The sequence below is a fragment of the Pseudomonas sp. P9_35 genome, assembly GCF_034008205.1.
Lineage (GTDB): Bacteria > Pseudomonadota > Gammaproteobacteria > Pseudomonadales > Pseudomonadaceae > Aquipseudomonas > Aquipseudomonas kilonensis.
Genome location: NZ_CP125373.1, coordinates 5,188,892 through 5,202,455, shown reverse-complemented (window position 1 = coordinate 5,202,455; position 13,564 = coordinate 5,188,892). Strand labels below are relative to the sequence as shown.

The following is a 13,564-nucleotide window of genomic DNA, read 5'->3' as shown; positions in this document are numbered from 1 at the left end:
TAGCGTAGGACGCCTCCTGTCAGTTTCCTTTCCCATGGTGAGTCAACGATTGACCCATAACGCCATTCAACGTCTTTTGCTGAAACGCTTCGCTTTGGCGACCGCGACGTACGCGCTGGCACTGGTTTTGTTGTGGCTGGCATTTTTCAGTGGTCATTACCTCGATTCGTTGCGCGATGTCATCATCGGCAGCGTGTTGGTGGTGCTGTGCCAGGCCGGACTGTTCGCGCTGTTTATCACCGACCGTAACCTGCGCTTCGCCGACCCCAGCCTTACCGAAGCGCAGGTGTTGATCGGCCTGGGCTGGCAGACCTGGATGATGGCGCACCTGGACCAGGCTCGGGGCGTGTTCCTGGTGTTTTATGTATTGATCCTGCTGTTCGGGCTGTTTCACCTGTCACGCCGGGCCTTTGTGCGCTGCGCGGCGCTGGTGTTTATCAGCTTCACCGCTATTACCCTGTGGGACGGTTACTTCTTCCGGCTTCCCGATCCCACCTTGGCCGGGTTGCAGGTGGCTGTGCTGTTTCTTGTGCTGGTGTGGCTGGTGTTCTACGCCCGCTACGTCCAGACCTCACGCCAGCGCATGCGCCAGCGGCGGTTTGCCCTGCAGGCGCACCAGGACACCTTGCGCGGGATGATGCGCCAGCTCGAAGACCTGGTGGCCACCGATGAGCTGACCGGGCTGTTCAATCGCCGGCACTTCCTGCGCCTCGCTTCGCGCGAACTCAACACCCTCAGACCCGGCATCGCCCATGGCCTGGCCCTGATCGATCTCGACCATTTCAAGCGCATCAACGACCTGCACGGCCACGCTGCTGGCGACCAGGTGCTGCAGGCATTTGCCGCGGTCGCCACGGCGTGCCTGCGCGAGGGCGATGTATTGGCTCGTTATGGCGGCGAGGAATTCGTCATGCTGCTGCCCGCCTGCGACCCCCAGCGCCTGACGGCCTGCTGCGAGCGGCTGCGGCTGGCGTTCACTGAAGTCGAGCTGATCGGCCTGCAGGTCGGCGCCCTCAGCTTGTCGGCGGGCATGACGATGCTGGAAATGGGCGATGACCTGGACAACGCGTTGCAGCGTGCCGACCAGGCCCTTTACCGTGCCAAGCGAGACGGTCGAAATCGGTGCGCTGCCGCCTGGGAGAACGTCGATGCCTGAACTGACAGTCGCCGGTCGGCAATGGACGGTGGCGGCGGGCAGTAACCTGTTGGACGCCTTGAACGGCGCTGGTGTGGCAGTGCCCTACAGTTGTCGTGCCGGCAGTTGCCACGCGTGCCTGGTGCAGTGCGTGGGCGGCGATGTGCGCGACAGTCGTCCCGACGCCTTGAACCCGGCGCAACGCGACCAGGGCTGGCGGCTGGCCTGCCAATGCCAGGTGGTCGAGGATGTGCAGATCCACACCTTCGACCCGCAACGCGACGGCCAGGCCGCTCACGTAGCTGCGGTGGATTGGCTCGGTGGCGAGGTCCTGCGCCTGCGCATCACCCCCGAGCGGTCGCTGCGTTATCAGGCCGGGCAGCACCTGGTGCTGTGGACTGGTGACGTGGCCCGGCCGTATTCCCTGGCGAGCCTGCCCGAGGAAGACCGATTCCTGGAGTTCCACCTCGATTGCCGCGAGCCCGGCCAGTTCATTGATGCGGCCCGGCAGATGAAGGCCGGTGATCCGATCCGCCTGGGCGAGTTGCGCGGCGGTGCCCTGCATTACGACCCCGACTGGCACGACAGGCCGTTGTGGCTGCTCGCCGCCGGCACCGGCCTGGCGCCGTTGTTTGGCTTGCTGCGCGAAGCGTTGCGCCAGCAGCATCAAGGCGCGATTCGCCTTATTCACGTGGCCCATGATGCGGCCGGGCATTACCTGGCCAAACCCCTGGCGGCGCTGGCGGCCAAGCATCAAAACCTCACCGTGGAGCTGCTGAGCGCAGCCGAGGCGCCGTCCGCCTTGGCGCAACTGCGCCTTGTTTCACGGCAAACCCAAGCCTTGCTCTGCGGCCATCCTGACCGGGTCGAGGCCTTTGCCAAGCGCTTGTACCTGGCCGGTTTGCCGCGCAATCAACTGCTGGCCGACGTCTTCCTGCCCCGTGGTTGAGCGTTTCCAGGCCGGGAACAGTTGCGCGAGGTGATTGACAGGCGGTTCACCCAACGGCTGCGCTCGCCCGAGGCGGTAGCGGCGTTGTCGGGGTCTATCAACAGGCATTGGGTTTTGCAGCGGCTGGACTGGCCCTATCGCGAGCAAGCTCGCTCCCACAGGGGATTGGGGGGCGGTCGAAAAATCGCGGAACACCACAAATCCCAATGTGGGAGCGAGCCTGCTCGCGATGGCGGCGGCACATTCAACACCAATGCAATCTGACCCACCGCTATCGCGAGCAGGCTCGCTCCCACAGGGAGGTTGTGTTGAATACATTATTCATGAACACCACAAACCTACTGTGGGAGCGAGCTTGCTCGCGATAGCGGCAGTTCAGGCACTACATTCTCCAAGAGCAAAAACCAAAAAGCCCCGCCATTCACATGGCAGGGCTTTTGTTTTTCAGCGCTCGGTCACTCAGACCATCGGGTCGCCAACATGCAGGATTTTCATCCCGTTGGTGCCGCCGATGGTGTGGTAGCTGTCGCCCTTGGTCAGGATGACCCAGTCGCCGGTCTGCACCACGCCACGCTTGACCAGTTCATCCACCGCCGCCTGGCTGACTTCGCCCGGTTGCAGGGCGGCCGGGTCGAACGGCACGGTGTAGACGCCACGGAACATGGACGCGCGCGCCTGGGTTTCGCGGTGCGGGGAGAACGCGTAGATCGGCACCGAGGAACGGATGCGCGACATGATCAGCGGCGTGTAGCCACTTTCGGTCAGGGCGATGATCGCCTTCACGCCCGGGAAGTGGTTGGCGGTGTACATCGTCGCCAGGGCGATGCTCTCGTCGCAGCGCTCGAAGGTCTTGCCGATGCGGTGGCTGGAGGTCTTGCTGGTCGGGTGCTTTTCAGCGCCGATGCAGATGCGTGCCATGGCCTGCACCGCTTCGAGCGGATAGAGGCCGGCGGCGCTCTCGGCCGAGAGCATCACGGCGTCGGTGTAGTCGAGTACGGCGTTGGCTACGTCGGACACTTCGGCGCGGGTCGGCATCGGGTTCTGGATCATCGACTCCATCATCTGGGTCGCGACGATCACCGCTTTGTTGTGGCGGCGTGCGTGCAGAATGATCTTCTTCTGGATGCCCACCAGCTCGGCGTCGCCGATTTCCACGCCCAGGTCGCCACGGGCCACCATCACGGCGTCGGACGCCTTGATCAGGCCATCGAGGGTTTCGTCGTCGGCCACGGCTTCGGCGCGTTCGATCTTGGCCACCAGCCAGGCAGTACCGCCGGCTTCGTCGCGCAGTTGACGGGCGTATTCCATATCAGCAGCGTCACGCGGGAAGGACACGGCCAGGTAGTCGACTTCCATTTCCGCGGCCAGCTTGATGTCGGCCTTGTCTTTTTCGGTCAGGGCCGGAGCGGTCAGGCCACCGCCGCGACGGTTGATGCCTTTGTGGTCCGACAGCGGGCCGCCGATGGTCACGACGCAGTGCAGTTCAGTGGCGGTGGCGGTTTCGACGCGCATCACCACGCGACCGTCGTCGAGCAGCAGCTCGTCGCCCACGCCGCAGTCCTTGACCAGGTCCGGGTAGTCGATGCCGACCACCTGCTGGTTGCCTTCGGTCAGCGGATGGCTGGTGGAGAAGGTGAAGGCGTCACCGATCTTCAGCTCGATGCGCTTGTTGGCGAATTTGGCGATACGGATCTTCGGGCCTTGCAGGTCACCCAGCAGGGCAACGAAGCGGCCGTGCTTGGCGGCGAGGTCGCGCACCAGCTTGGCACGAGCCTTGTGCTCGTCGGGGGTGCCGTGGGAGAAATTCAGGCGGGCAACGTCCAGGCCAGCCAGAATCAGCTGTTCGAGAACTTCCGGCGAATTACTGGCCGGGCCAAGGGTAGCGACGATTTTGGTGCGACGGACGGACATGCAAGACTCCTCAAGTTCAAGCGCCAGCGAAGGCTACTATGCTCTTTGGGTGTAGTCATTGTTCATATGCACTACTTTTTCGTTTGTTTTTCGAAATGAACATTCCTGAAAATTTTTGCGCCTTTTGTGACGCGGTGACCCCTTTGTCATGTGAACTCATCCTGTAGGAGCTGCCGAGTGCAACGAGGCTGCGATCTTTCCCCAGGCACTTGGATCCCAAGCGGAAGATCAAAAGATCGCAGCCTTCGGCAGCTCCTACAGATTTTCCCAGCCAGGTCGATACAGAGCTCAAGACAGGAGAACCTCCCATGCGATTCGTGCTTTTTGTTGCCCTGGCCCTGAGCGTCACGGGCTGCACCCGTTGGTCGATGAACCATCACATGAACCTGGCCTACAAGGCCTATGACCGCGGCAATTGCGAGCAGGTCATGCTCGAACTGTCCCAGGTCGACCGCGCCAGCCGTGCCCGCCGCTATATGCAGCCGGAAGTCTCGATGCTGCGCGGCCAGTGCCTGGAACGGCAGAAGCTGTTTGTCGATGCGGCGCAGACCTACCAGTTCATCATCATGCAATACCCTAACAGTGAATACGCCTTCCGCGCCCGCGCCCGGCTCGAGACCCTGCAGAGCCTGGGCCATTATCCGACCCGCAGCGCCTCGGCGATCCGCCCGACGGCGTCCTGACAGGCTCACCAAGCCATTGGCCGGGGCGATCCCCGGCCACAAGCGCCTGGCATGTTTTTGTTTATGAAAGGTTTGCACAAGGACTGGCCTCCACACCACCTTGAGCTATATTTGTACAAATCGTCATTAGAGCTAAATCTCTAACTTCAAGCGGCACCTGTGACCGGCAGCACTAGGGCCTGAACGCTTGTGAGCGTCTGGCACCGGGATCGGGGAGAGCGAGCTGGCGTGTGCTCGTTCCGAAGTATCAGGTTGCCCCGATTCGGGGTCGTTCAAAAAGCGATACAGGACATGTACAAAAAGCGGCGAATCGAACGGCATCAGCTGCCGTGTTTCCTGAGAGTGTTCAATGGTGTCAACGGCAGGCCTATCGGTTTCCTGGGCAATGTCTCCGCAGATGGCCTGATGCTGATCAGCCATTTACCGTTAATGGTCGGCGCGGACTTTGACCTGCTCCTGAAAATCCCTGCCGATGAGGGACCGCAGCAGAACATTGTGCTCAGGGCCAATTGCCTGTGGTGCCACGAAGACGTGACGCCGCAGCATTTCGACGCCGGTTTCAGCCTGAAATGGGCGCCGCCGGAGTACGGGCAACTGATCAGCGCATTGCAGCAATATTTCAGTTTTTATCCGTTGCCGGAATCGGCCTGAGCCCCGGTCACTTTTGTTGGCGTAACACTTTGTGGGAGCGAGCTTGCTCGCGAAGGCGGCGATACATTCAGCATTGCTGCAAGCTGATCCACCGCTATCGCGAGCAAGCTCGCTCCCACAGGTTTCTCATACACCTCTTCTAGCGCTGAACCTTCGCCTCGTTATCCAGCATCTTCTCCAGCAACAACACCCCCATCTCGCCCATCTGGTGAATCGCCAGGGCCAGGTTGCGCGGGGCGCCTTCCAGGTCTTCCGATAAATCCAGGATCAACGTGCTCACCGAGCAGAAGGTTTCGTAGGTGTGCGCGAGCATGCCTTCGGGGTCGGCGTCGGGGGCGACGATGAAGTAGTCCGGTTGTTTGTAAGGCCTTTTGTCGGGTTGGCCGTGGTTGGGCTTGAGGTAGTAGTCGAGGGCTCTTTGAGCGGCTTCGTCGAGCTTTTCGGGGTCGAGGGTTTCGTGGGGTGGATTTGGGGTCGGCTTGATCATTTACTGCTCCTTTAGAAATGGAGCCGTCACTTTTTCGCGACTAAACGATGGGGGTGGCGGCTATACGCAGGTTAGTCGACCGGGAGGAGTAGCAAAACCGGCGCGCCCGAGAGCGCCCTGCGTACAGCCACCATCAAGTGCAGGGATAGGGAGGCCTGACTGGATGACGCTTGTGCACACGCTACTACTGCCCGGGCGACTAAACCCGATCGCTGGATATCAGCGACGCGAATCAAGTTACGGGGCGACGTCAAAGCGCACAAGCCGGCGGATTCTGGCGGATCTGTAGTCCGTTGCGCAAGACGCTGTAGTCAGCCGGAGTTTTGCCGGCTCGCTGTAGGACCTAGGCCGTCCCAGCCTTTTTCCAGGCCAGGTATTGGGTCACCAGGTCCGCACCTAATTCACTAGGACGCGAATCCAGGGCCGGGACGCCGTGGGCGGCCAACTGCTTGTGCAGTTCGGCCCGTGCATTCAAATAATCCACCGTCCCGCAGTAGGCCAAGGCCTCGGGCAAGGTTTGCACCGGCGTCTGGCGCAACCGGTCGAGGGCCTCTTCCCGCAGGCTGGCCACCAGCACCCGATGCTGCTGGCCCAAGCGTTTGACGGCCGCGAGCAGATCCGCGTCGTCCTCATCCCGCAAGTTGGTCACCAGCACCACCAGGGCCCGGCGTTTTTGCCGGGCCAACAGCTGGGTGACTGCGGCCTGGTAGTCGGCGGGGCGTTGGCTGCTGTCGAGGTCGTACACGGTGTTGAGCAACACGTTGAGCTGGCCGGTGCCTTTGACCGGGGCGAGGTAGCGGGTCTGATCGCTGGCGAACGTGTTCAGGCCCACGGCATCGCCCTGGCGCAGCGCGGTGTAGCTGAGCAGCAGGCAGGCATTGAGGGCGTGGTCGAAGTGCGACAACTCGCCGTCCTGGCTGCGCATGCGCCGGCCGCAGTCGAGCATGAAGATAATCTGTTGGTCGCGCTCGTCTTCGTATTCCCGGGCAATCGGCGTGCGATGGCGGGCCGTGGCTTTCCAGTCGATCTGGCGCAGGCTGTCGCCCTCGCGAAATTCGCGCAGTTGATGGAATTCCTGGCCCTGGCCGCGTCGTTGCCGCTGGCGGATGCCGAGCTGGCTCAGCCAGTTGTCCACCGCCAATAGTTGACCGTCGTAGAGCCTGGCGAAATCCGGGTAGACCCGAGTCTCATCGACCGCGTCCAGCAGACGCTTGTCGGTCCACAGGCCTAGCGGGCTCGGCAGGTTGATCTCGCAATGTTCGAAGGCGAAGTGCCCGCGCTTGAGCGGGCGCAGGCGGTAGCCGACCTGGCTGCGCTGGTCGGGTTGCAGCTCGACCGACAGCGGCAGGTTTTCGAAGTCCAGGCCGTTGGGTACATGGTCGAAGAGCTGCACGTGCAACGGCTGGGCAACGTCATGGCTGATGTTCAAGCGGATTTCCCCCCAGCGTCCCAGGGCCAGGCTGCCGGGCATCTGCCGTTGAACCCGCGGCGAGGGCAGGCGCCTGACGCGCACCGCGTCGAGCAGCGCCAGGGCCAGCAAGGCCAACAGCAGCCCCCAGTTGATCGACAGCAGCGCCGATGGCACCGCCATGCCCAACGCCCGCAGCGCGCCGAGCACGATACTCACGGCCAGCAGCACGGCGAGCCAGGTCAGCAGCAGGCGCGAGGGTTTCATGGGTGCGTGCCCTTGCAGGGGATGTTGGCCTTGGCAAGGAAATTTACTGCAGTGAGGTTTCCTGTGGCGAGGGAGCTTGCTCCCGCTGGACGCGCAGCGTCCCCTGGCGGTGTGTCAGATAGAACTTGGGGGCTGCTTCGCAGCCCAGCGGGAGCAAGCTCCCTCGCCACAAAAAGCATGCCTGCCACAAAGAATTTTCCTGGCACAAATAGCATTCCTGGTACAGAAGACATTCCTGCCATAGAAGGTATTCCTGGCACAAAAAGAACGCTTGGCACAGACGCCCTCATCACAACCGCGGCGCCGGCACTTGATCGAGCAGTTGCCCCAGCACCTGGTCCACCGACAGCCCTTCGATGTCCAGTTCCGGCGCCAGGCGCACGCGATGGCGCAGCACGGCCAGGGCGCAGCCCTTGATGTCATCCGGCACGACGAACTCGCCGCCACGCAACAACGCCCGGGCCCGGGCGCAACGGACCAGCGCAATCGACGCACGCGGGCCGGCGCCGAGGGTCAAGCCCGGCCAACTGCGGGTGGTGCGGGCCAGGCGTACGGCGTAGTCGAGTACCTGATCATCCATCGGCAGGTCGCTGGCAATGCGTTGCAGCGCTTGCACGTCCTTGGCCTGCAACACCATGCGCAGCGGCTGCACGTCGAGCATGTCGGCGCGGGTCGAGCGGCTGACCTGGCGCACCATGTCCAGCTCCTGGTCGGCGTCCGGGTAGTCCATGCGCACCTTGAGCATGAACCGGTCGAGCTCGGCTTCCGGCAGCGGGTAGGTGCCTTCCTGTTCGATAGGGTTCTGGGTGGCAAGGACCATGAACGGCTGGCTGATGGGCAGGGCGCGGCCTTCGAGGGTGACCTGGCGTTCCTGCATGGCTTCGAGCAGCGCGGCCTGGGTCTTGGCCGGTGCGCGGTTGATCTCGTCGGCCAGCAGCAGGTTGGTGAACACCGGGCCCTTGCGCAGCTTGAACTGCTCGGTCTGCAAGTCGTACACCGCGTGCCCGGTGACGTCGCTGGGCATCAGGTCGGGGGTGAACTGGATACGCGCGAACTCGCCGTTGAAACACCGGGCCAGGGCCCGCACCAGCAAGGTCTTGCCCAGCCCGGGAACGCCTTCGAGCAGCACGTGCCCACCGGCGATCAGCGCGGTGAGCACATCGTCGATCACCGCGCTCTGGCCGACCACCGCTTTACGCAGCTCGGTGCGGATGGCCTGGGCCAACTGACTGGCGCGCTGGCGCTGTTGGGCGGCGTGGGCCTGGCCGTCGACAGGTTCGTTCTGTTCAGTCATAAGGCATTCCTAAGGGTTTGCAAATGGGCAACCTGGCGGCAGAAATCGGCGCGGGACGGGCGCTGTTTCGGCCGTGGGCTCAAGGCCTGGCTGATGGCTCGCGTCGGTTGTCGGGTCAGGCGGGCGAGTACCTGCCATTGTTCGGCGACGGCCAGTTGTTCGAAGCCTGGGTGGAGATGACGTGCCCGGCGCAGCACGTCTTGTTGCAAGGCATGCAACAGGTACTCCTGGCCGTTGTGCCGCAGGTGGAAACCGGCGCCGGCCTGCACATGCTCTTCCAACTGACGCCGCGCCTTGGAGGCCGGTTGTTGCAGTGGGCCATGGCGCACCGCTGAACGCCAGAACCACAGGGCAATCAAGGCCAGCAGTGCCACCAATGCCTGGGGAAAATAGCGCAGCAGCAGGGTCAGCAAGTTGTCGTGGTCGCTGTTGAACAGCAGCGTGACGTCCGTGTCGGCGCTCAAATACCAGAGCAGCCAGGCGTTGTCGTACTGGTCGATGGACTCGTTCTTCCACAGCTCGGCGTCGGTGATCACGGTGATCGAGCCGAGGCCGAGGTTCAACTGCATCATATGGGTCGACAGCGCGCTGTTGGCCCAGGCCTGGGCCAGGTTATGCGGGTCTTCGAGGTGGAAGTCGGTGTCGAAGCCGATATACGCCGGCGCCTCTTCGTCTTCCAGGTAGAGCTTGGTCAGTTCCGGGTAATGGTCCTTGATCAATTCAGGGGCCGGTTCCTTGAGGTCCTTGCTCAAAAGTTGCCGCAGGCGCACGCGGTCGAGCAGCAGGTCGCCGCTGCTGCCGGTGCTGTCGTCCCACAAGGCTTCGGCAACGAAGAGCAAGCGCCCGCCGGCCCGGGTCCAGTTCATCAGTTGTTCGACTTCCCGTGGCGTCATGTGGGTTCGCTCGCCCAGCAACAGCAGGCTGTGCTGGCGAGGTTCCAGGGTGGGCAGCACGTCCAGGCTGTTGGCATGCTCGACATTGATACCCCGCTGGCGCAGGAAAAGTTCGGCGGCCAGGTAAGGATTGGCCTGGGCTTCAGGGGAGGGGCCGTGCTCGACGACCTCTTCATAGGGCTCGGCCTTGGTGTAGAGGTAGAGGCCGAATGCGCACACCAGCGCGGCCAGCACGGCGCCGATCAGCCACCCTGCGTGCCGGCTCATCGAGAGGCTCCCGGACCGAACAGTTGGCGCCAGCCGTCACACAATTCCTGTTGCAGGTGTGTCGGCGGTGGACGATGCCCGTAGGCAATGTTCTGCCAATGCAGGGTCAGGTTTTTGCTGAAGCCCAGCAGGTTGTCCTGCTTGAGCTGTTCGACGCGTTCCAGCACCTGGCCTTCGGTGTCGGCCGGCTTCAAGGGGATCTTGAAGTCATGATGCAACCGGCTGAGCAGCGCCCGATACAGCAGGCCCAAGGCTTCACGGGGTTGCGTGGCCCACAGTTGTTCGACGCTGGTGGCCACGTCGGCGGGCAGGCTCTCTTCGCGAATATCCAGGCCGAACATGCGCGCCGGTACGGCGCGTTCCACCGGCAGGCGCTGCCTCGGTCGGCGATTGGCCAGGGCCTTGAGTCTTTCACGGTAGCGCCAGGCCAGCCAGACGATTGCCGCCACCAGGCAGGCCCACAGCACCACCTGGATCAGTGCGGCGGCGATGTCGAAACGTTGGCTGCCGAGCCATTTGAACAGGTCCTTGAGCCAGCTCGGTTTGGCCTCGGTCTCGGTCTCGGGGGATTCGGTCGCTTCTTCGCCGAAACGATAACGGATGACGGTCTCGGGGTTCTTGAACGGTGGGGCGTCGAGGATTGCCTTGATACCGTCCCGGGAGGCTTCGCTGGTGAGGGGCTGGTTGAGCAGCCGCGGGCTATCGGGGGCGTCGCTGTCTTCTGCAGCAAATGCCGGGGGCGTCAGCGGCAGCAGCATGAGCGCCAGCAGCATCAACACCGGGGCCACGCCGCTCAGGCGCTGGCGCAGGCGCCGGAACACCAGTTCGATGTCCCACGCCTCGAGGATCGTGCGCCGGTTCAGGTAGAGGCTGAAGCCGCAGGCGACATACACCGGCTCCCACAAGATCAGCAGCAGCGGGTAGAGGAAGTTGACCAGGTGTTCGAACCACAACCAGTCGTGCTCGGCCGCTGACACCAGCGTCTCCCAATCCCATTGCAGTTCGACTTGTTGCGGCACGAACAGGTAGAACAGGGCCATCAGGCCGAACCACAAGGCGGTTTCCAGGTGCACGCCGATGATGGTCAACCATTGCGCCGCGCCGCGGTTGCGTTGCAGCAGTACCCGCAAGCGCTGCGTCCGCGCCTCACCGCTAAGCCCCTCGAGTTGCACCACCGGCATCAGGAAGCTGCGGCTCAGGCTCAGCCGGCGCCAGGTCAGGCTGGCCAGCAACTGCGGCTTGAGCAGCGCAGGCCACTGGCGCAACGCCTGGCGCAAGGTGGGGGTTTCGCCAAACAGTGCCTTGGACAGAATGTACAGCGGCAGCCGGTCGAAGGCCGGCTTCAACCACCAGAACAGCATCACCACCAGCGACGGTGAGTCCCACAGCAGCAGGGTCAGCAACAGGTACACCGGCAGCGTGATGAGCGCCCAACTGGTCATCAGCAGGCGGCGATGCTGCTGGCTCATCAACACCCCAAGGTCCATGGCTTCCCAGGTGGTGCGTGGGCGGATGACGACGGTGGCGTCACTCAGGCGCATGGCGGACCCGTCCGGCAAGCGACAGATAGCTGATCACCAACAGCCACAACAAGGCGCCCACCGTGTATTTGGTGGCGGGCGTCACGGCGCTGGAAGACCAGTAGGCCTCGATGAACGCGGCAATGAGCAGGAACAGCATCACACCGCCGATCATCAGCACGCTTTTGCCCGCCGCGAGCCGCAAGGCCTCGCCTCGGGTCAGGCGTCCCGGCGCAATCAAGGCCCAGCCCAGCTGCAGGCCTGCGGCCCCGGCCAGGGCGATGGCGGTGAGTTCGAAGGCGCCGTGGCCAATCACGAACGACCAGAACGTTCCCCCGGAGCCGATCTGGGTCAGGTGCCCGGCCACCGCGCCAATGGTCAGGCCATTGAAAAACAGGAAAAACGCGCTCCCCAGGCCAAATATCAAGCCACTGGCAAAGGTCTGAAAGGCAATGCCGATGTTGTGCATGATGTAGTAACCGAACATGACCCAGTCCTCGCTGGCGGCCCGCTCGACCGAGCGCCCCAGGTGCCCGGACGCAGGGTCGTACATGCTGCGGATCTGGCTGATTTCGTCAGCGCCGAGCACGCTGTAGACCAGTTCCGGGAACAGATAGACCAGCAGCCCGATGCCCACCAGGCTGCCCAGGAACATCAGGCTGGCGGCCAGCACGAATCGCCATTGTTCACGCACCAGTCGGGGAAAACCGGCCAGGATAAACGCCGAGAGACTGGCCGAGGGCCGGCTGCGGTCCCGATAGAGTTGCTGGTGACCGCGCAACGCCAATTGTTGCAGTGTGTCGACCAGCAAGCTGCTGTAGCCCCGGGCCTGGGCCAGTGCCAGGTGATGGCAAAGCCGTCGGTAGGTGGCAGGGAAGTCGCTGCTCTGGGGCACGCTGCGGCTGCGCTCCAGTTGGTCGAGTTGCCGGGTCAGGTGCTCCCATTCCCCTTGGTGACGGCTTTCGAACAGGCTTTGCTTCATGTTGGCCCCAGCAGGCCGCGGGCGACGCCATTGAGTTCGGCCGCGGCGTTTGGCACCTGGACGTTCAGTGGCGCGGCCAGGATGGCAGCCAGTTCGCTGACCCGCGCCTGGGACAGTTCTGCCTGGCGTTCGGCGAAGCCCAGCACGGCGCGTTGCTCATTCAGGCTGAGGGTGAAAGGCGTGCGTATCGGCGGGGCCATCGGCAAGGCGGGGCGTTTGACCGGCTGTTCGCGATACACCACCAGCGTGCCGGCCGCGAGATCGCCCAAGCGCTTGAACGCCGGATGCTGCAGGCAACTGATGGCCCCGAAGGTGTAGCCGAAGGGCAGCATGTCGACGAAACGCAGCAGGTTGCGGATCAGCGACGCCGACCAGCCGATGGGCCGGCCATCGTCCTGCACCACGCGCAGCCCCATGATCTGCTTGCCGGGAGAGCGCCCCTGGTTGAGCACCTCGAACAGCACCATGTACCACCAGCTGACGACAAACAGCAGGATGGACCCAAGGCCCATCCCCAGTTCGCCGAAAAACGCCAGGACCAGGAAGAAAAGCCCCAGGACCAGCCCGCGTATGCCCAGGTCGATGGAGAAGGCGATTGCACGCGGCATCAGTCCCGCCGGGCGCAGCGGCAGGTCGATGCCTTCGGGCGTTTCAACCTGATAGCGCGTGTCCAGGGGCGCGGGCAGCGTCGCGTTCCTTTGCAGTGCTGGTGTCTCGAGCATGGGCAACCTGTGATGGGCCAGACCGAATGTTCAATCTCGGCCCAGATGCTAGCAGTCTTCGTGCGGGCAAACGATAGAGCTGTGTGTGTCATTTATGGTTTGCAACAGGATTCGTGGGCACCGCAGATCAACTGTGGGAGCGAGCCTGCTCGCGATGACTGCAATCCATTCGACATCAATGCAAGCCGACCCACCGCTATCGCGAGCAAGCTCGCTCCCACATGGGAGGGTGGTGAGCATTGAGTCAGTGGGCAGCGCAGATCAACTGTGGGAGCGAGCTTGCTCGCGATGACGGCAGTCCATTCAACATGGATGCAAGCCGAGCCACCGCTATCGCGAGCAAGCTCGCTCCCACATGGGGTGGGTGGTGGAACCCTGTGTTGGCATTCAAAAGT

At 63.1% G+C, this 13,564-nt stretch carries 12 protein-coding genes and 1 pseudogene; 5 read left to right on the top strand and 8 right to left on the bottom strand.

Annotated features, from left to right (window positions below):
• Nucleotides 1–49: 49 nt before the first annotated feature.
• From QMK47_RS23045 to QMK47_RS23035, 3 genes and pseudogenes are all read left to right on the top strand, one after another.
• Nucleotides 50–1,156, top strand: a complete 1,107-nt coding sequence (locus QMK47_RS23045; RefSeq protein ID WP_214509394.1) for a sensor domain-containing diguanylate cyclase — start codon at nucleotides 50–52, stop codon at nucleotides 1,154–1,156.
• A complete protein-coding gene (locus QMK47_RS23040; RefSeq protein ID WP_320389377.1) occupies nucleotides 1,149–2,084 on the top strand; it encodes an iron-sulfur-binding ferredoxin reductase in 936 nt (311 codons plus the stop codon). The genes QMK47_RS23045 and QMK47_RS23040 overlap by 8 nt, the downstream gene beginning before the upstream one ends.
• Before the next feature lie 6 nt (nucleotides 2,085–2,090).
• Nucleotides 2,091–2,192: pseudogene (locus tag QMK47_RS23035) on the top strand (enoyl-CoA hydratase); the annotation flags it as partial.
• A 351-nt stretch (nucleotides 2,193–2,543) separates the two neighbouring features.
• Here the strand turns inward: QMK47_RS23035 and pyk are convergent.
• The gene (gene pyk / locus QMK47_RS23030) at nucleotides 2,544–3,995 is read right to left on the bottom strand and encodes a pyruvate kinase (RefSeq protein ID WP_018605630.1); all 1,452 of its coding nucleotides are present in this window, start codon (nucleotides 3,993–3,995) and stop codon (nucleotides 2,544–2,546) included.
• A 308-nt stretch (nucleotides 3,996–4,303) separates the two neighbouring features.
• On the opposite strand from pyk, the gene QMK47_RS23025 reads away from it, so the two are divergent.
• Together QMK47_RS23025 and QMK47_RS23020 are read left to right on the top strand one after the other, a co-directional pair.
• The gene (locus QMK47_RS23025; protein ID WP_092223455.1) at nucleotides 4,304–4,678 is read left to right on the top strand and encodes a tetratricopeptide repeat protein; all 375 of its coding nucleotides are present in this window, start codon (nucleotides 4,304–4,306) and stop codon (nucleotides 4,676–4,678) included.
• Nucleotides 4,679–4,969: 291 nt separating this feature from the next.
• Nucleotides 4,970–5,329, top strand: a complete 360-nt coding sequence (locus QMK47_RS23020) for a PilZ domain-containing protein (protein WP_024617542.1) — start codon at nucleotides 4,970–4,972, stop codon at nucleotides 5,327–5,329.
• Between the two features lie 139 nt (nucleotides 5,330–5,468).
• Here the strand turns inward: QMK47_RS23020 and QMK47_RS23015 are convergent, their stop codons facing one another.
• From QMK47_RS23015 to QMK47_RS22985, 7 genes are all read right to left on the bottom strand, one after another.
• On the bottom strand, nucleotides 5,469–5,816 hold the full coding sequence (locus QMK47_RS23015) for a DUF6124 family protein (RefSeq protein ID WP_258689224.1): 348 nt from the start codon (nucleotides 5,814–5,816) through the stop codon (nucleotides 5,469–5,471).
• A 343-nt stretch (nucleotides 5,817–6,159) separates the two neighbouring features.
• The gene (locus QMK47_RS23010; RefSeq protein WP_320389376.1) at nucleotides 6,160–7,491 is read right to left on the bottom strand and encodes a DUF58 domain-containing protein; all 1,332 of its coding nucleotides are present in this window, start codon (nucleotides 7,489–7,491) and stop codon (nucleotides 6,160–6,162) included.
• 289 nt (nucleotides 7,492–7,780) lie between these two features.
• Nucleotides 7,781–8,785 carry an AAA family ATPase gene (locus QMK47_RS23005; RefSeq protein WP_077508509.1) on the bottom strand — a complete coding sequence of 335 codons (1,005 nt, stop codon included), beginning with the start codon at nucleotides 8,783–8,785 and terminating at the stop codon, nucleotides 7,781–7,783.
• A complete protein-coding gene (locus QMK47_RS23000; protein ID WP_320389375.1) occupies nucleotides 8,782–9,945 on the bottom strand; it encodes a DUF4350 domain-containing protein in 1,164 nt (387 codons plus the stop codon). The genes QMK47_RS23005 and QMK47_RS23000 overlap by 4 nt, the downstream gene beginning before the upstream one ends.
• The gene (locus QMK47_RS22995) at nucleotides 9,942–11,486 is read right to left on the bottom strand and encodes a DUF4129 domain-containing protein (RefSeq protein WP_320389374.1); all 1,545 of its coding nucleotides are present in this window, start codon (nucleotides 11,484–11,486) and stop codon (nucleotides 9,942–9,944) included. The genes QMK47_RS23000 and QMK47_RS22995 overlap by 4 nt, the downstream gene beginning before the upstream one ends.
• Nucleotides 11,473–12,447 (bottom strand): stage II sporulation protein M, encoded by a 975-nt coding sequence (locus tag QMK47_RS22990; RefSeq protein ID WP_320389373.1) that lies wholly within the window; start codon nucleotides 12,445–12,447, stop codon nucleotides 11,473–11,475. Before QMK47_RS22990 ends, QMK47_RS22995 begins: the two co-directional genes overlap by 14 nt.
• Entirely contained in the window at nucleotides 12,444–13,169 is a 726-nt protein-coding gene (locus QMK47_RS22985; RefSeq protein WP_253477614.1) for an RDD family protein, read from the bottom strand. Before QMK47_RS22985 ends, QMK47_RS22990 begins: the two co-directional genes overlap by 4 nt.
• Nucleotides 13,170–13,564: the final 395 nt, after the last annotated feature.